Origin of the sequence: Fictibacillus sp. 5RED26 (assembly GCF_015903895.1) — a bacterium.
Taxonomy (GTDB): Bacteria; Bacillota; Bacilli; order Bacillales; family Fictibacillaceae; genus Fictibacillus; species Fictibacillus phosphorivorans.
The window spans coordinates 316,675-333,927 of the sequence record NZ_JACZDU010000004.1 but is presented as its reverse complement, the minus strand read 5'-3'; the positions used below and the strand labels follow the sequence as shown (position 1 = coordinate 333,927).

Genomic DNA, 17,253 nt, shown 5'->3' with positions numbered 1-17,253 from the left:
CTTTGTCTAGTTGCAGTGACTAGCCACTCGAGGTCAAAAGTTAAACGGTCAAGAAGGCAAAGTACGCCTTCCTAGCCCATTTACCTTTTGCTTGTCGGGGCTAAACGAGTCACTTCCACTTTTCGGACTGCCGCTTTGCGCCTTTAAGGGTCTCACCTGACCGCTCGTCCTATAGAAGTCGGCAACCTTACGCTTCAATCAACTTGCATAGAAGAAAGAGAAAAAGAAAACATCCAAAACAGCCTTTTAAAACTTAAAAAAGTAATGGAAAGCCAAAATTTGTGCGTTTGCCTCTATTCCTCTTTACCCACTTCGTACATATTTTAATAAGGAGTAAGAACGCATAAAGAAATAAGAGGAGGTAGCAGGATGGCATTTCCATATTATCCTTACTATACCCCGTATGCTTACGGAGCTTACGGTTATGGCGGCTATGGTTACGGTTGGATCTGGGCTGTAATAATTATAGTATTTATTCTCATCTTGATATTTGGTGGCTGGTGGTGGTGGAACACTAGAGACTAACAGATTAAGGCTTGGAGGTAGGGTCTTCAGGCCTTTTTTTGCTTAAGTATGGATGAACAGTTATGCGGGGATAATGAAAGAAAAAAATGGAGAGATGTTATGCATAGTCGACAAACAGTCCGCTATATATGTGAAGAATACGTAAGCGGTAACTGTTATTATTACAAAAGTGAGATTATTACACATGATAACTGGAAAAATCTTGACTCCCTTTCCTGGTCAAGGCCCCGTCCAATATCGGAAAAGACCTTTCTGAAACAAAAGAAAGCAGGGTTTACAACAGAGCATAAGTTTATAAAAAAAGAGCCTGCTGTGGTCGTTTCACTGCACAAAACGAAAACCGTCTAACTAGGCGGTTTTTTTGTTTACAACAATTAATTACATAGTAAAGGTGTTTTTGGAAAAGGGTTACATCTTTTTTAAGAAGGGGATACAAGATATAAGGTTACTTAAGGAGGTAGAGATCTTGGATAAATTTCGAATTGCCAAAGATACGTTGGGGGAAGTTAGGGTCCCTAAAGAGGCCTATTATGGAGCTCAAACACAAAGAGCGGTAGAAAATTTTCCGATCAGCGGTATTCGGTTACCGTTATCATTCATAAAAGCACAAGCTATCATAAAAGGTAGCGCAGCCTTCGCGAATAGAGAATGTAAGGCACTAAGTAACGAAAAAGCGAATGCCATTATTTCGGCAGCAGATGAAGTGGTTAACGGCGATTTGAGAGATCAATTTGTTGTAGATGCCTATCAAGCAGGAGCGGGCACTTCTCAAAATATGAACATGAATGAGGTTCTAGCTTCACGTGCTTCTGAGATATTAGGCGGGGAAAAAGGTGATTATTCAATTGTTCACCCTAATGATGATGTGAATATGTCACAATCCACCAATGATACCATTCCGACAGCTATACAAATTTCAGTTGCATCTGAACTTCAAACAACTCTTTATCCGGCTCTTAGTCGTTTGATTCAAGTTTTGAAGGAAAAGGAAAAAGAGTTTCACGAGATTATTAAAGCGGGCAGAACACATTTGCAGGATGCTGTGCCTATTCGATTAGGCAGCGAATTCAAAGGTTACAGAGGCACACTAGAATCTGTAAAGCATGCTTTAGAACATTCAGAGACCTCTTTATATGATTTAGGATTGGGTGGAAATGCAGTAGGTACAGGAATAAACGCTCACCCTGATTATGCACAACTCGCAATAAAACAGATTGCACAAAAAACGAAGCTGCCGTTTACACAGAGTGACAATACATATGCTTTTATGCAGAATACGAACGCAGCGATTCGAGTAAGCGGTCACTTAAAAGAATTAGCTCTCCACTTAATAAAAATATCGAGTGACCTTAGACTGTTAAGCAGTGGCCCAAGGACAGGATTTGCTGAAATCATGCTGCCAGCGGTGCAGCCAGGATCATCCATCATGCCAGGCAAGATCAACCCGGTCATTTTAGAAAACATGTATATGATCTGTTCACAAGTCATAGGTAATGACACATGTGTGTCTACAGCTGCAATCGGAAGTCAGCTAGAAATCAATGCAATGATGCCTGTAATTGGTTTCAATGTGCTCCAATCTATCACAATCTTGAGTAATGGAATCACTATCTTTACAGAAAAATGTTTAAAAGATATCACTGCTAATGAAGAGAACATACAAAATTGGCTCGAGCAGAGTCTTTCACTTGTAACAGCGCTAAACCCTCATATTGGATATGAAAAAGCAGCAGCGGTAGCAAAAGAAAGTTTTGAGACAGGCAAGACATTAAAAGAAGTGCTGGTTACAAAAAAGATCTTAACTAGAGATGAAGCTGACCGGATCCTAGATCCAAATTCAATGATTTAAAGTTATGCTGTAACTTTTAAATCGCTTTTCTCGACAAATATAGTACAGATTTCTTGTTTTTCATATTATTAACAAATAATTAGTGAAGATTGGAATTTACAGAGTTATAATAGAGAAGTTCATTCACATATAAAGGGAAATAAATAATATTCTGGAAAACCAATTAGTTAACTTGGTTTAATAAATGAAAAGTGGACATTTGAACTGTTTTTTGGGGAGGAACTTGAAAATGTGCGGTTTTATTGGATATATGTTAAACACGCCTGAGACGGTAGAACAAAAAGAAACTGAGCAATTAATCAATATGACTAACATCATTACTCATCGAGGTCCAGATGATAGTGGTCATTTTGTAGATCAGTATGTTCGCTTCGGTTTTCGCCGTCTGAGCATCATTGATATAGAAAGTGGTAAACAACCACTTTCATACGAAGATGACCGTTATTGGATTATTTTTAATGGTGAAATATATAATTATGTTGAAATAAGAAAAGAACTAGAAGAAAAAGGATATATGTTTAAAACCCATTCGGATACCGAGGTAATCCTCGCTCTTTTTAGTGAGAGAAGAGAAAAAGCCTTTACTGAACTTCGAGGGATGTTTGGCTTTTTAATCTGGGATAAAGATAAGAAAGAGCTTTATGGAGCAAGAGACCGTTTCGGGATCAAACCTTTTTTCTATCTTGAGGATGAGGAAGGACTATACTGTGCTTCTGAAAAGAAAAGTATTAACGTTGTTAAAGAAAAGCAAGAAATAGATGCCGAAGCACTTCATCATTATTTGACCTATCAATTCGTGCCAGAGCCTATGACCTTAACGAAGGGGATCAAAAAACTTGAACCTGGCCATTATTTTGTAAAAAAAGCGGGCAGACCGATGTCTATCCAATCGTATTGGAAGCCTAGTTTTAAACCAAATAATATGACACTTGAAGAAGCGAAAAATGAAATTCGTTCTGTTATGCGAGATTCAGTAAAAGTTCATATGCGTTCTGACGTTCCTGTAGGTGCTTTCTTGTCTGGAGGAATAGATTCAAGTGCAATTGTCGCTCTAGCGAGTGAACTGCACCCATCACTAAAAACGTTTACGGTCGGATTTGAAAGAGAAGGGTTTAGTGAGATTGATGTAGCTGTTCAAACTGCTGCTGCATTAAACGTTGAAAATATCCACTATTTAGTTAAACCTGAAGAATTTATTAAAGAACTTCCAAAAATCATCTGGCATATGGATGATCCAGTAGCTGATCCAGCAGCTGTTCCCCTGTATTTTGTCGCTCGTGAAGCAGCAAAACACGTGACAGTAGTTCTTTCTGGAGAAGGTGCTGATGAGTTGTTTGGAGGATACAACATCTATCATGAACCTCACTCATTAAGACATCTTTCTTCATTGCCCAAAGGTGTTGCAAAAGGGCTAGCTGCCATCGCAAGCATCCTACCTGAAGGTGTTAAAGGGAAGAGTTTTATACAGCGAGGAAGTATGACAATTGAAGAACGTTATATTGGAAATGCGAAAATGTTCTCAGAGAGTGAAAAAAGCAAACTCTTAAAAGAATATCGTCCTGCTTATAACTACAAAAATGTAACTAAGCCGTTGTATGAGGAAGCGAGAGCTTTTCACGATGTTCATAAAATGCAATATATTGATCTTCATACTTGGATGAGAGGCGATATTCTCGTTAAGGCTGATAAGATGACGATGGCTCATTCGCTAGAGCTAAGGGTGCCTTTCCTTGATAAAGAAGTATTCGATGTTGCTTCCAAATTGCATCCAAGTCTTACAGTAACGAATGGAACAACAAAATATGCACTTAGGGAAGCGATGAATGGGATCGTTCCTGATTCTGTGCTGCATCGCCGTAAGTTAGGTTTCCCTGTTCCAATTCGACATTGGTTAAAAAATGAGATGTATGATTGGGCTATACAACTCATACAGACGAGTCATACAGACCAATATCTAAATAAAGATGTAGTACTGAATCTTTTAGAAGGACACCGAGCTGGCAGAGGCGATTACAGCAGAAAAATATGGACAGTACTCATGTTCATGTTGTGGCATCAAATAAATATTGAGAAAATGTATCACTTTGGTGAAGACCTCTCACCAAAACAAGATCAAATTCAAGAAATGATGGTTTCAAGTCGATAAAACACACTCTTTATTAGTTTTGCTTGTATGATTTAGTTATGTTATACTTAACAGGTTAAAAAATAGTTAGGAGTGTTTTCATGAATTTTGAAGTAGGTAGCATTGTTGAAGGTAAAGTTACAGGCATTAAGCCTTTTGGTGCGTTCGTTGCATTAAATGATAATGTACAAGGTCTTGTACACATCTCTGAAGTTTCACATGGTTTCGTTAAAGATATTAACGATGCATTAAGTGTTGGTGACGTTGTGTCAGTAAAGGTTCTTTCTGTTGACGAAGACAGCAAGAAGATTTCACTGTCCATCCGACAAACACAGGAAGCTCCAGCTCCTGCACCTAAAAAAGAACGCCGCCCTGGTGGATTCAACAATAATAACAAAAAGAGCAACACAAACAATCAAGACGCTAACAAAGGTTTCAACACTCTTGAAGCAAAACTTAAAGATTGGTTGAAAGAGTCTACAGATCGTCAAGCTCAACTAAACAAGCGCCTTAAAAAGTAATAAAAAAACCTCTCGATCGAGAGGTTTTTTTTTATTTAAATTATACACGGTTATGTTCTGTATGACCTTCTCGGCTAAGTTCCTCGGAAGGTTTAAACAATAGTGTTAAACAGTAAAGACCAGAAAGACCTACTAGACCATAGACGATACGGGCAAGAACAGCATCTTGACCTCCAAAAATAGCAGCAACTAGATCGAACTGAAAGAACCCGATTAAACCCCAGTTGATGGCTCCAATGATAACCAATGCAAGTGCGAAACGCTGTAATCCACTCATGTAATTCCCTCCTCTTTTTAATAATTGAAAAGCTTCCTTAGGGTGGCATATTATGTCTACAACTATTCATTCCCTTAATCACTGGCATGAAACTAATCAATAAAACACATGCTAGTATTCGATAAGCTAATTACTTTACATTACATTTTATGTCCCACATAATACGGATTAACCATGTAAGAAGGAGAGATATTCATGAACGAATATATATACTACAATCCAACTCGATTAGTTTTTGGTAAAAATCAAATTCAAACGCTAAAGGACGAATTAGGGAAATTCGGAAAGAAAGTCCTCGTGGTTTATGGTGGAGGAAGCATAAAACGAAACGGCTTGTTTGATGAAGTGATGAATGAGCTTAATAAGATGGATGCAGAGGTTAGTGAGCTTTCAGGTGTGGAACCAAACCCGAGAGTATCTACTGTTCGTAAAGGCGTAGAAATTTGTAAAGAAAAAGGCATCGATGTTTTATTAGCTGTTGGTGGTGGAAGTGTTATTGACTGCACAAAGGCAATCGCAGCTGGGGCTAAGTATGATGGAGACGTATGGGATATCATTACTCTACAAGCTCAAGTGGAAGATGCACTTCCTTTTGGAACAGTTCTTACGTTAGCTGCAACTGGATCTGAAATGAATTCAGGTTCTGTTATTACGAACTGGGAAACACAAGAGAAATATGGTTGGGGAAGTCCACTTGTATTCCCTAAATTTTCAATTTTAGATCCTACTTATACGTTCTCAGTTCCTAAGGATCAAACGATTTATGGAATTGTAGATATGATGTCGCACGTATTTGAACAGTATTTCCATAACGCTACAAACACACCACTACAAGATCGCTTTGCTGAATCCATTCTATTAACAGTAATGGAAACCGCACCTAAGCTCCTAGAAGATCTTGAGAACTATGAGTTGCGTGAAACAATTCTTTACAACGGAACGATGGCACTAAACGGTACACTTCAAATGGGTGTTCGAGGTGATTGGGGAAGTCATAACATTGAACATGCTGTTTCAGCGGTCTATGATATTCCGCATGCTGGCGGCTTAGCTATCCTTTTCCCTAATTGGATGAGACATAATGTGGATACGAATGTAGCTCGCTTCAAGCAACTTGCTGTTCGAGTGTTTAACGTTGAAACAGAAGGAAAGTCCGATAAAGAAGTGGCTCTTGAAGGTATTGATCGTCTTTCTGCATTCTGGTCGTCTCTTGGAGCTCCGAATGCTCTTAAGGATTATGATATTGACGATTCAAAGCTTGACCTTATCGCAGATAAAGCGATGGCAAGAGGTGAGTTCGGTAACTTTAAGAAGCAGAATAAAGAAGATGTACTAAACATTTTAAGAATGTCTTTATAAAAGTTTCATGAAAGTGGTTGATTTTGGTTGTGGGATGCTTTCTTTCCAGAGGGCGTGCGGTGAGCCCCAGGAGTTTTTCGCACCCTCCACTGCAATCAACTTGCCTGAGGAGCATGAAATAACTGTAAGCCATATAAAAAGAGGGGATCGATCCTTCTTTTTATATGGCTGCTTTTTGAATATTTCGTCTTTTGTAAAGAAACCGATTACATTTGACTGGTTTCTTGATTTGGTCCTTGTACTTGTATAAAGTGAAAGAATAATGATGTTTTAGGAGGCTTACATATGACAAAGAAACTTAGTTTTGATTATAGCAAGGCCCTTTCTTTTATTGGTCAGCATGAAGTAGATTATCTTACAGGTGCGGTAAAAACTGCTCATGAAGCAATTCATGAAAAAACTGGTGCAGGGAATGACTATCTTGGCTGGGTTGACCTTCCTGAAAACTACGACCGCGAAGAATTTAGCCGAATCGTAAAAAGTGCTGAAAAAATTAAAAGTGATTCTGATGTATTGATTGTTGTTGGAATTGGTGGCTCGTACTTAGGAGCCCGTGCAGCGATCGAAATGTTAAATCATTCATTCTACAACCTTTTATCAAAAGAAGACCGCAAGACTCCACAAGTATTCTTTGCTGGACAGAACATTTCATCGACATATGTTAAAGAACTTTTTGATGTATTAAAAGATAAAGATGTATCTGTAAATGTGATCTCTAAATCTGGGACAACGACTGAACCTGCGATTGCGTTCCGTATCTTTAGAAAGTTTTTAGAAGAAAAGTACGGTAAAGATGAGGCTCGTAAACGTATTTATGCAACTACTGACAAAGCTCAGGGTGCACTTAAAACATTAGCGAACGAAGAGGGCTATGAATCCTTTATCATCCCTGATGATGTAGGTGGACGATACTCAGTGCTGACTGCTGTTGGTCTATTACCAATCGCAGTAAGTGGAGTGAACATTGAAGAAATGATGAACGGAGCGAAAGAAGCTGCAGCTGATTTCAACAACCCAAACCTTTCAGAGAACGAAGCTTATCAATATGCTGCAGTTCGTAATGCTCTTTATAATAAAGGCAAAACCATCGAATTAATGGTAAACTACGAGCCGGGTCTTCACTATGTTTCTGAATGGTGGAAGCAGCTTTACGGTGAAAGTGAAGGAAAAGACTACAAAGGCATCTATCCAGCGTCAGTTGACTTCACTACTGATCTTCACTCAATGGGGCAATACGTGCAAGAAGGGCGTCGTGACCTTTTTGAAACGGTGTTATACGTAGGTTCAGCTCGAGAAGAAATTACAATCGAAGAAGATGATCAGAATTTGGATAAACTGAATTTCTTAGCTGGTCAGACAATGGATTTTGTTAACAAAAAAGCATTCCAAGGAACAATGCTTGCTCATACAGATGGTGGAGTACCAAACTTAGTGGTAAGTATTCCTGAAATGACACCTTATCATTTTGGATATATGGTTTACTTCTTTGAAAAAGCATGTGCGGTAAGTGGCTACTTGTTAGGTGTTAATCCATTCGACCAACCGGGAGTAGAAGCATACAAGAAGAACATGTTTGCTCTTCTAGGTAAACCTGGATTTGAAAAAGAAAAAGAAGAATTAGAAAAGCGTCTATAATCATTTTTTAAGCCTGACTCAAACATTGCTGAGTCAGGCGTTTTTTATGTTTACTTATACTAATAGTCAAATAATCTCATGTCAGATTGGATACGCTAAGAAATAGACAATAAAGGGGTGACAATGATGAAACCGATAAAAAGCAAACTTGAAAATGAGTGTTGTGCATTAAATGAAGCTGAAGATGTTTTGAAAGGGATGGGCTTTTCTTACGGCGGGAACTGGGATTATGATCACGGCTATTTCGATTATAAACTTGATGATGAAGTAGGGTATACGTTTTTGAGAATTCCTTTTCAAGCCATTGATGGTCAGTTAGATAAAAAAGATACCACTATTCAATTTGGTGAACCTTTTTTACTGGCTCACAAATATCAGGTTGGGCTCGACGACAATGCTGAGACAGGTAATATCTCAGGGAGCTTTAATCAGTTTTCAGAGCCGCAAGATCCGGATGCGACGGTTGATCAAAAGTGGATCGGGATCGCCAAAGATTTAGTGAAAAAGGTAGAAACTGCAGTATTAAATTAAAAACAGATAGACCATGACGTCTATCTGTTTTTCTTATAGTATCTCTTTTTCAAGGCTAGAAACCATCGCATGTGAAGCAAGGTTTGAAGTGTGTATAATATGGTCGGCACCAGCTCGTATTGCGTTTGAAGTTTGCTCCGTTGTTAACACTTCTGCATGAATAGATACTGTAGGGTTCAGTCCTCTGGCTGTAAGAATAGAAAGAATCGTATTCGTATCAGCTTCGTATTCCTTTAAGTTTGCATCAGCTGTAATTAAGATGGTATGAGCTTGTTTAACATGAGCCATCATCCAAGTATGATCTTCACTAGGTTTAGCATGGATAAAATGAATGCCTTCAACATATAACGGATTTTCTTTTAATGATTCATCGATTAAAACGATATGGTTGGATTTTAATTGCTCTTTTAGAGCTTGAATCGTATGTCTAGCTCTTTCGTTCCAGCCTACTATAATGAAATGATCTTTATTTTTATACATATTTTTCCCCTCTAGAAAGCGATTTTCTCTTTTAACAACAGAACTTGCCAAGTGAACAGTCAAAAAGGCAAAAAAAGACGCGCCAATGAACACAAGGAAAATAGCTAGTATCCTTACTTCAGTTGATTCAGGAGTGAAATCGCCATATCCAACTGTTCCGGCCGTAATAACTGCCCAATAAAACCCTTCAAATATAGTTGGAAATGTTTTTGTTTCTAAGAGGTGAGCTAAAATAGCGCTGGATAATAGAATGCTAAAAAGAATAATCGCAAGTCGAATCAGCATCGGCATTCTTAAGTAAGCATAATAAATAGACCGCATACAAACACTCTCCTCCTATTATCACTATTGCCATAAAAGTTTGCTGTCTATACCGAAATGAAAACAAAAACCCCAGGACTGGAGTTAGTCCTGGGGTTTGCCATTATGAAGCCTCTTCTAAAAGTGGTGGTTCTTCAATGGAAGAATCTGATGCAACTTCATTTTCTGTTGTTTGTTGTAACTCTTTAGAAACTTCAGCTTGCTCAACTTCTTGCGTGAATGCTGAAGTTGACGTAGGGCATGACTGTTCTTTTGAAGCATTTTGATGATAAGTGGTTAATGCTTGTTGTTTTAACTCAGCATCAGTGACATTTGTTGTTACTTTAATGCGAACTTCTATAACGATACCATCAATAATAATTTCAATATAAATCCAGTGCTCTTTAGGTGTTTCTTCTTTAGGCGTTTCCTCTTTAGGCGTTTCCTCTTTAGGTGTTTCCTCTTTAGGTGTTTCCTCTTTAGGTGTTTCTTCTTTAGGTGTCTCTTCTTTAGGTGTTTCTTCTTTAGGTTTTTCTTCTTTAGGTGTCTCGTCTTTAGGCTTTTCTTCCTTAGGCGTTTCTACCTTTGGAGTATCTTCCTTAGGAATGTTTTCTTTCGGAATTTCTGGTTTAGGTTTTTCCTCATTTGGTGTTTCCTGTTTCGGTTTATCCTCTACGGGTTTTACAGGTTTTGGTTTCTCTTCCTTTGGTGCTGTGACGACAGGTGTACTCTTCGTAGGTGCTTTGTGTGTATTCTTGTCCTGCTCACCACCAGAAGGAGCAGGCGTATTCACATGTTTTTCTTGCTCGTTCTTAATTGGTTTTTCGGCTGGCTTTTCTTCCTTTTTTGGTGCAGAAGGAATTTCAGCATGACTTACAGGTAATTCGAACGTTTTCTTTTTCTGAGGTTCCTGTATTTTTTCTTGAACCGGTGTTACTTCCTTCTCAACCTTTACCTCGTTACTCGAATCTTTTATATCTAAGATAGGTAGAGGCGGTTCGTATACAAGATCCTCTTTCTTGTCTTCAGAGGCATCAACTGTTTCAAGATCCTCTTTTAAAAGCTCTTTTATAGGGCCCACTTTTTCTGAAATCTCTTCTATTGTAAGAGTTGAAATTTCGTTCTTCGTAATTTTCATTCCAGACTTCTTAGCTGCTTTATAAATCGCATAATGACCAGGTGACATTTTCATCTTTTTAGATTGTTCGCGCTCTTTAGAACTCATCACGATAGTTGTCATCTCTATCGATTTCTTTTTAGCGGTCTCTGTCATCACTTCATTCACTTGTTGTTTAATTTCTTTCTCCTTATCAGCAGGTATTTCCTCAGATAAGGTTGTAGTAATCAATACCTCTTCCTTTGACTTCAGATAGCCGAGGTCTTCGCATGTATCAAAAATAAGGTCAGTTACATGTTCGATTTCTTCATTTTCCCAATCGTTCAACCGATCAAGAACCATATGACCTTGCTGATTATAAGCCAAGATATCCAGTACTCTCATTTCTTCGTCAATCTTCAATTCAAGACTTGGATCCATGTTTATGCCGACATAGGCATACGCCCCAGGTCCTGATATCGGTGCGAGTACTTGAAAGAATAAGAGAAAGATAGCCAGAGCTACGGCAGTTCCTGTTTTCCAGTTTATGAAAATAGAGAAAATAGATTTCTTGTTTTCTTGTCTTACTGGAAGACGAATTTCTTGACCGACCATATAGGCTGCATTGGTATTTTTAATCTTTTTAAATTCTCCGCCCTCTGCAAGAACGATGACATGGCGCTTGTTAACCTCTACAATAATCGCTTTGTTCATTAGTGTTTTCCTCCCGTGCCAGGAACATATTGCAGCAACACTTGATAGTTTTCTATAAAGATAAGGGTAAGAGCGGTTATGTATTCTCGCTGTTTTTTCATGGTGTGCTTTTGATGCTGTGTACTTTCGTTATGAAGAAGGGGCAACCGTTTCCACGTTAGAAAGTAATTCCGCATCTCAGGGTCTTTCGAGATTTCTTCAGCAACTTTTATGGCTTGCTGTCTGTTTTCAACATCCTTAGGAGTGCTGGAGACTAAGTGACTAAACTCTATTCCATATTCTTTTAACCGCATTTTAAAATGCGATATTTCTTTTACAGGATCTGGTTCATCCGTGGTACTTGTGCATAGACTCAACGATGAATTTGAAGACGGTGTTTCAAATGCAGGCTGCAATGATTTATTTTTTTTCGTAAACCAACGGCGGATCAATTGTTCCCCCTCCTTCCGACTAATATGTAAAATAATATATTTCAAGATAATAATAACCAAATAATTATAGTATACTTTCCTATGAAAAAATAGTGAAAAAAGTCACAAGAGTAATTGTTTATGAAGTTTGTTAGCACTCATAGATGGAAAAGCTGTGAATGGGTGATGAAGTTGAAATATAATAAGGAAGATAGAGAAAAATATAGTGAAGCGATAGATCGCATGCAAGAGGGGTTAGACAGCATGATCGATTTATACAATGAAGCAGAAGATGATGAAGAACTCATTCAATATGATGAAGAAGTAATTGCCGCAATCAGGCAAGCAAAAGAAAGCTTTGGAGATCAATTTATCAACCAAAAAATAAACACGATCGTCAAGGAAGTGCTTTCGTTCATGCAAGGGGGTCAGACCCCCGAAAAAGACAAATAGCAATTTTGTCCATCTAAAGAGGACACTTCTAAACCAATACAACCGCCTTCAGTGAGCAACTGAAGACGGTTGTATTGGTTCTTCTTATAAAACATACATAAAAATCGGAAACATGTTCCAGCAAAACCAGAGTGTGAGGATAAACAGAATAGAGATAGGAACAGAAACTGTATATTGAATCCATCTCGTCGTTTCAGAACAGAGCTGCCACACTTTACGAACAACAAGAATCAACACTGGTATGGTTAAGACGAGAAAGAACAATCGTACCCAATATTCATAAGTCACGGTATCAGATGTTAATGAGAGTAAGCTGATAAAACACACGATGCCTATTATTCCGTAAAACGGCCAGATGACTTGTTTCAACTTCTTAGAATCATGTATCGTTAGAAGATAGAAAGCGATCATGCAGATAATGGTGAATACGATCATTATAGACCTCCTAATTTGTTATCTTATACTCTATTCTTTGTTTCTATTTTTTATGAGATTACGATGCAATCAACCATTTTTTTGAAGAGAGTTTCTAGCAATTAAGATGATACGTAAAAGAAAGGTGATAAGAATGAAAATCGCAGTTATTAACGGCAGCTCTAGAGAACATGGTAACACGGAAGCACTAACTCAAAAGGCATTAGACAACATTCAGCATACTTCTTTTTACCTCAAAAACTTCAAAATCAATCCTATAGATGATCTACGCCATGATGCAGGCGGATTTGTTAAGGTAGATGATGACTACGAGGAATTGATCAAAGAGATTCTACTATATGACGTACTTATTTTTGCTACACCTGTTTATTGGTATGGAATGAGTGGAATCATGAAAAACTTTGTAGATCGGTTCTCAGAGAGTTTACGAGACGAAACCTTAAACTTTAAGAAAACCATGGGCGATAAAGAAGCTTATGTTATTACAGTAGGGGGAGATCATCCTCGAATAAAAGCACTGCCCTTGATTCAGCAATTTCAATATATATTCGACTTTTTAGGTACAGAATTTGTTGGTTATTTAATAGGAGAAGCAAATGCACCTGAGGAGATATTAGCTGACTCAAAAAGCTTGGGAGATGCTAAATCATTTAAGACAGCTTTATCGAAGCACACTGAGAAATAATCAGTGTGCTTTTGTATTTTAATTATTATAAGTCTACAAAAGGGTTTCTTCAAAATGTTCACTTGATGGATTGTTATTCACTAGAGAACCTGTTCTATTCAAATCTAAGTCTTAATTGGTAATCTTTGATCTGAATCCAAAAAGAGGAAAATAACTCTTGTGTTTTTTTGTATTTAATAGAAAAATAGAGAAAAGGCATTTCTTGTAAATACTTTAAAAATAATTCAACAAGGATGTAGAACATGCGAGAGACTTCGTTTGAATTACAAAATACAAAACAAATGATGCATACGTTCTATGAAGCGGTTAATAATGGGATTATCGTTATAGAACCATGTGGCACAATTCTTTACGCCAATACAAAAGCGTATGGCATGTTAAGATTGTCTGATTCTGAAGTAGAAGGCTCATATATATATGAGTTGCCATTTTTTATAACAGATTCAAACAAAGAGAAATGGTCACTTCAAGAAGCTTACATTCAACATGAAAAAAACAAAAAAGCAGAATATCAGATCGAAATAGATTTAATCTGTAAAAACACAGGCTATTCTTCTTCGTTGTCTGTTTCTATCATTCCTCTTAAAGATAATGTGTGCGATCTATCTGTCATCACATTAACGGATAACCAGGAGCTAAAACGTACGGAAAAAAAATTGAATCGCAGTCAGCAACGCTTTAACTCGCTTGTTGACTCAATGGAAGACACTGTTTTTACGTTAGATACAAATTTTGTACATACAGGCATCTATGGAAGATGGATGGAGAAACACGGTGTTAAGCCATCCTACTTCTTAGGCAAGACCGTTCGCGAAGTTTTTGGCGCTGAGATTGCTGATGGTCAAGAAAAGGCATGTCGTCTTGTTTTGCAAGGCAAATCTCAATTTTATGAGTGGAGTAATGTGCGTGATGGTGAACGTCTCTATTATCAGGCTATCCTATCTCCAATTAATAATGACCAAGGTCAAGTGGAAGGAATTGTAGGTGTTTCTAGAGATATCACCCAAAGCAAGAGGATGGAACTAGGACTACGAGAAAGTGAAGAGAGGTTCCGTCAGTTTGCTGAAAATGCAAAAGACATCTTTTGGATGCAAGATTATAAAACGCATCAGCTACTTTACATATCAAAGGCTTTTAAGCAAATTTGGGATGTCGAAGAAACGGAGCTGATTGAATCTGTTTTTACAGACGTTCACTCGGAAGATCAAGAAGCTGTTTCAACGTTCATCAAATTAATCGCGCAAGGTGAATCACAGATTGAATACCGGATACATGGGAAAAATAACAGAGTCCGTTGGATCAGAACAAGAGCATTTCCGATCACCAATGACGATGAAGAGATCTATCGCATAGCAGGTATTTCAGAAGATATTACAGATTTAAAAGAAAAAGAAGAATTGCTCAGAAAATCAGATAAACTCACGGTCGTTGGTGAGCTTGCGGCAGGAATCGCTCATGAGATTCGTAATCCGCTAACAAGTATCAAAGGATTCGTCCAACTTATGAAAGCAGACATGGAAGATCTTCATAGTGAAATCATCTTGTCTGAGATGGATCGGATTGAATCGATCATTACTGAATTTTTAGTATTAGCTAAACCGCACCAGGAAACTTTTTTTCAGCAGAGAAACGTAAATGATTTTATTAAACAGACGATAACGCTGTTGGATTCAGAGGCGAACCTTAATAACGTTCAATTCGAGACGCACTTAATGAACGTTCCTCAGATTCTTTGTGAAGGAAATCAAATTAAACAAGTAATCATTAATGTGATTAAGAATGCGATCGAATCTATGAATGGCGGCGGCACCATCTTTGTAGAAACAGGAGCACATGATGAAGGCTATGTCTTTATTAAAGTTACTGACCAAGGAGTGGGAATCGGCGAAGAGCGACTTGCAAGACTTGGAGAACCTTTCTATTCCAATAAAGAAAAAGGCATAGGGTTGGGACTAATGGTATCTTTGAAGATCATTGAAAATCATCATGGAAATATTACATTTGAAAGTATGTTAGATATTGGAACCACGGTTACAATATTGCTGCCGACTAAACTTTTGCCATAAAGATTTGATAATGCGCATTTCAGTATATCTGAAATGCGCATTTTTTGCTTGCTAAATAAGTGTTTACGAGTTTTTTGTAAAGGGTAACCATATACAAGATGCATGAAAAATCTGATCTTTTTGATAGGTGGGAATTCACGTAAAATTGAGAACATTTCCAATTCATGCTACCCTTGTCTAGTAGGGGAATCTACAAAATGGGATATTCAAGGAGGATAAGAATGAAAGATTTCAAAAAGAAGATTGGGATGTTAGCTGTCGTTTTTTCAATGTTTGTACTAGCTGCATGTGGCAGTAGTGAATCAAGTGACGGGGGTCCAGAATTAAAGAACGAAGGTGAATTTAACTTTATCGTATCAGGAGAGTTTCCGCCTTTCAGCTCGGTTGATAAGGGAGGGGAACTAACAGGCTTTGATGTTGCAGTCGGTGAGGCGATTGCTAAAGAACTTGGTCTAAAGCCTGTTCCAGAGAAGTTTAAATTCCACGGCGCTGTATCCGCTATTAAGGCAGATCGTTTTGACGCAGCAGTGGCAAGCCATACAATCACTGAAGACCGCAAGAAAGCAGTGAATTTTAGCGAGCCTTATTATTACTCAGGTCCGGTAATCTTTACAAGACCAGACAGTGATATTAAAACAAAAGAAGATTTAAAAGGAAAAGAAGTTGCTGTTTCAAAAGGCTCTACCTATGAAAAATCTGCACAAGAATTTACAGATCAAATTAAAAACTATGACAGTGATGCTACAGCATTGCGTGCTTTGAGCGAAGGAAAACACGATGCGGTTATTACTGATGCTATCACTGGTAAACAAGCGATCGAAAAAGGATTTAAAATCGTCGAACAAGAGCAGCTTGGTACGAGTGAACAAGCGATTGCTATTAAAAAAGAAGATAAAGAATTGCTAAAAGCGGTAAATAAAGCATTAAAGAAAATGAAGGATAACGGTGAGCTCGCGAAGCTTAGTGAAGAATACGTCGGTGCTGATATCACGAAGAAGCCTGAATAATGGTGGAGCCGCCCTCATGAGGTTACGTGCAGGGTGGCTTTCTTTTATCCATACATTCGATCACACACCATTAACAAAGAGAATAAAAAGGGGAGGACAATGGCATGTTTGATCTCGCACACATTTTAGACGTATTAGTTGAAAGTTATCCGCTCTTCATGAAGGGACTTTTGATCACTCTACAACTTACCTTTGTATCTATTTTAATCGGTACGGGGATTGGACTTGTTTTTGCATTATTTAAAATCTCTGGAATTAAAGTCCTGAATTGGATCGCGAATATTTATATTGCACTCATTCGTGGTACACCTTTGATCGTACAGATTTTCATCTTTTACTTTGGTCTAGCAGAGTTAGGTATTTCTGCTTTTTGGTCTGCGGCATTTGGTCTTGCTATGCATAATGGAGCTTATATTGCAGAGATCTTCAGAGGTTCTATTCAATCGGTTGATAAGGGACAAATGGAAGCAGGACGCTCTTTAGGGATGACTTATGGATTGGCAATGAGAAGAATCATCCTGCCGCAAGCTTTTAAACGAGCACTACCTCCTCTAGGCAACCAGTTTATTATCGGTCTGAAGGATTCATCACTAGCATCCTTTATTGCCCTTAACGAGTTGTTCAGTATAGCAACGACACAGGGATCGAGGACATTTGATGAGATGACGTACCTGATTATTGTTGGTCTATACTATCTAATACTCGTTCTGCTTTTCACATTACTTGTTAATCTGTTAGAAAAGAAACTATCAGCTGGGGAATAGGAGGTGTCTGAGTTGAAAAAA

General features: G+C 38.0%; 17 protein-coding genes. 12 read left to right on the top strand and 5 right to left on the bottom strand.

Going from position 1 to position 17,253, the window contains the following annotated elements; all coding sequences use genetic code 11:
* The first annotated feature begins 369 nt into the window (after positions 1–369).
* The 4 genes from IHV10_RS16525 to yugI all read left to right on the top strand — a co-directional run bounded on the left by IHV10_RS16525 (position 370) and on the right by yugI (position 5,020).
* Positions 370–525 (top strand): sporulation protein YjcZ, encoded by a 156-nt coding sequence (locus tag IHV10_RS16525; protein ID WP_197131979.1) that lies wholly within the window; start codon positions 370–372, stop codon positions 523–525.
* Positions 526–991: 466 nt separating this feature from the next.
* Entirely contained in the window at positions 992–2,374 is a 1,383-nt protein-coding gene (locus IHV10_RS16520; protein WP_197131976.1) for a class II fumarate hydratase, read from the top strand.
* Between the two features lie 229 nt (positions 2,375–2,603).
* Positions 2,604–4,520 carry an asparagine synthase (glutamine-hydrolyzing) gene (gene asnB / locus IHV10_RS16515; RefSeq protein ID WP_197131973.1) on the top strand — a complete coding sequence of 639 codons (1,917 nt, stop codon included), beginning with the start codon at positions 2,604–2,606 and terminating at the stop codon, positions 4,518–4,520.
* 80 nt (positions 4,521–4,600) lie between these two features.
* Positions 4,601–5,020, top strand: coding sequence for a S1 domain-containing post-transcriptional regulator GSP13 (yugI, locus tag IHV10_RS16510; protein ID WP_066397183.1), 420 nt, complete (start codon positions 4,601–4,603; stop codon positions 5,018–5,020).
* A gap of 40 nt (positions 5,021–5,060) precedes the next feature.
* On the opposite strand, the gene IHV10_RS16505 is transcribed toward yugI, so the two are convergent.
* Positions 5,061–5,297: a DUF378 domain-containing protein gene (locus IHV10_RS16505; RefSeq protein ID WP_197131970.1), complete on the bottom strand. Its 237-nt coding sequence runs from the start codon at positions 5,295–5,297 to the stop codon at positions 5,061–5,063.
* A 195-nt stretch (positions 5,298–5,492) separates the two neighbouring features.
* Between IHV10_RS16505 and IHV10_RS16500 the strand changes: the two genes are divergently transcribed.
* From IHV10_RS16500 to IHV10_RS16490, 3 genes are all read left to right on the top strand, one after another.
* The gene (locus tag IHV10_RS16500) at positions 5,493–6,656 is read left to right on the top strand and encodes an iron-containing alcohol dehydrogenase (RefSeq protein ID WP_197131966.1); all 1,164 of its coding nucleotides are present in this window, start codon (positions 5,493–5,495) and stop codon (positions 6,654–6,656) included.
* Between the two features lie 285 nt (positions 6,657–6,941).
* Positions 6,942–8,291, top strand: a complete 1,350-nt coding sequence (locus tag IHV10_RS16495) for a glucose-6-phosphate isomerase (RefSeq protein ID WP_197131963.1) — start codon at positions 6,942–6,944, stop codon at positions 8,289–8,291.
* 126 nt (positions 8,292–8,417) lie between these two features.
* Complete coding sequence (locus IHV10_RS16490; RefSeq protein WP_197132189.1) at positions 8,418–8,822, top strand: YugN-like family protein; 405 nt, start codon at positions 8,418–8,420, stop codon at positions 8,820–8,822.
* A 33-nt stretch (positions 8,823–8,855) separates the two neighbouring features.
* On the opposite strand, the gene IHV10_RS16485 is transcribed toward IHV10_RS16490, so the two are convergent.
* The 3 genes from IHV10_RS16485 to IHV10_RS16475 form a co-directional block, all read right to left on the bottom strand.
* The gene (locus IHV10_RS16485) at positions 8,856–9,623 is read right to left on the bottom strand and encodes a potassium channel family protein (protein ID WP_197131960.1); all 768 of its coding nucleotides are present in this window, start codon (positions 9,621–9,623) and stop codon (positions 8,856–8,858) included.
* Between the two features lie 103 nt (positions 9,624–9,726).
* A complete protein-coding gene (locus IHV10_RS16480) occupies positions 9,727–11,412 on the bottom strand; it encodes an anti-sigma-I factor RsgI family protein (protein WP_197131958.1) in 1,686 nt (561 codons plus the stop codon).
* Positions 11,412–11,843, bottom strand: coding sequence for a hypothetical protein (locus IHV10_RS16475; RefSeq protein WP_197131956.1), 432 nt, complete (start codon positions 11,841–11,843; stop codon positions 11,412–11,414). The genes IHV10_RS16480 and IHV10_RS16475 overlap by 1 nt, the downstream gene beginning before the upstream one ends.
* Before the next feature lie 120 nt (positions 11,844–11,963).
* Here IHV10_RS16475 and IHV10_RS16470 point away from each other — a divergent pair, with 120 nt between their 5' ends.
* Positions 11,964–12,275, top strand: coding sequence for a hypothetical protein (locus IHV10_RS16470; protein ID WP_370569007.1), 312 nt, complete (start codon positions 11,964–11,966; stop codon positions 12,273–12,275).
* A gap of 84 nt (positions 12,276–12,359) precedes the next feature.
* Here the strand turns inward: IHV10_RS16470 and IHV10_RS16465 are convergent, their stop codons facing one another.
* Positions 12,360–12,710, bottom strand: a complete 351-nt coding sequence (locus tag IHV10_RS16465) for a hypothetical protein (protein ID WP_197131954.1) — start codon at positions 12,708–12,710, stop codon at positions 12,360–12,362.
* Positions 12,711–12,849: 139 nt separating this feature from the next.
* On the opposite strand from IHV10_RS16465, the gene IHV10_RS16460 reads away from it, so the two are divergent.
* The 4 genes from IHV10_RS16460 (at position 12,850) to IHV10_RS16445 (ending at position 17,232) form a co-directional block, all read left to right on the top strand.
* On the top strand, positions 12,850–13,395 hold the full coding sequence (locus tag IHV10_RS16460; protein ID WP_197132183.1) for a flavodoxin family protein: 546 nt from the start codon (positions 12,850–12,852) through the stop codon (positions 13,393–13,395).
* Positions 13,396–13,637: 242 nt separating this feature from the next.
* Positions 13,638–15,461, top strand: a complete 1,824-nt coding sequence (locus IHV10_RS16455) for a PAS domain-containing sensor histidine kinase (protein ID WP_197131952.1) — start codon at positions 13,638–13,640, stop codon at positions 15,459–15,461.
* Positions 15,462–15,682: 221 nt separating this feature from the next.
* Positions 15,683–16,468 (top strand): transporter substrate-binding domain-containing protein, encoded by a 786-nt coding sequence (locus IHV10_RS16450; RefSeq protein WP_197131949.1) that lies wholly within the window; start codon positions 15,683–15,685, stop codon positions 16,466–16,468.
* A 104-nt stretch (positions 16,469–16,572) separates the two neighbouring features.
* Positions 16,573–17,232: an amino acid ABC transporter permease gene (locus IHV10_RS16445; protein ID WP_197131947.1), complete on the top strand. Its 660-nt coding sequence runs from the start codon at positions 16,573–16,575 to the stop codon at positions 17,230–17,232.
* Positions 17,233–17,253 lie beyond the last annotated feature (21 nt).

Excerpts from the sequence above, each read along its gene's own strand:
- IHV10_RS16525 (WP_197131979.1), top strand. The coding sequence starts at position 370 with ATGGCATTTCCATATTATCCTTACTATACCCCGTATGCTTACGGAGCT.
- asnB (WP_197131973.1), top strand. The coding sequence starts at position 2,604 with ATGTGCGGTTTTATTGGATATATGTTAAACACGCCTGAGACGGTAGAA.
- yugI (WP_066397183.1), top strand. The coding sequence starts at position 4,601 with ATGAATTTTGAAGTAGGTAGCATTGTTGAAGGTAAAGTTACAGGCATT.
- IHV10_RS16505 (WP_197131970.1), bottom strand. The coding sequence starts at position 5,297 with ATGAGTGGATTACAGCGTTTCGCACTTGCATTGGTTATCATTGGAGCC.
- IHV10_RS16500 (WP_197131966.1), top strand. The coding sequence starts at position 5,493 with ATGAACGAATATATATACTACAATCCAACTCGATTAGTTTTTGGTAAA.
- IHV10_RS16495 (WP_197131963.1), top strand. The coding sequence starts at position 6,942 with ATGACAAAGAAACTTAGTTTTGATTATAGCAAGGCCCTTTCTTTTATT.
- IHV10_RS16490 (WP_197132189.1), top strand. The coding sequence starts at position 8,418 with ATGAAACCGATAAAAAGCAAACTTGAAAATGAGTGTTGTGCATTAAAT.
- IHV10_RS16485 (WP_197131960.1), bottom strand. The coding sequence starts at position 9,623 with ATGCGGTCTATTTATTATGCTTACTTAAGAATGCCGATGCTGATTCGA.
- IHV10_RS16480 (WP_197131958.1), bottom strand. The coding sequence starts at position 11,412 with ATGAACAAAGCGATTATTGTAGAGGTTAACAAGCGCCATGTCATCGTT.
- IHV10_RS16470 (WP_370569007.1), top strand. The coding sequence starts at position 11,964 with ATGAAGTTTGTTAGCACTCATAGATGGAAAAGCTGTGAATGGGTGATG.
- IHV10_RS16465 (WP_197131954.1), bottom strand. The coding sequence starts at position 12,710 with ATGATCGTATTCACCATTATCTGCATGATCGCTTTCTATCTTCTAACG.
- IHV10_RS16455 (WP_197131952.1), top strand. The coding sequence starts at position 13,638 with ATGCGAGAGACTTCGTTTGAATTACAAAATACAAAACAAATGATGCAT.
- IHV10_RS16450 (WP_197131949.1), top strand. The coding sequence starts at position 15,683 with ATGAAAGATTTCAAAAAGAAGATTGGGATGTTAGCTGTCGTTTTTTCA.
- IHV10_RS16445 (WP_197131947.1), top strand. The coding sequence starts at position 16,573 with ATGTTTGATCTCGCACACATTTTAGACGTATTAGTTGAAAGTTATCCG.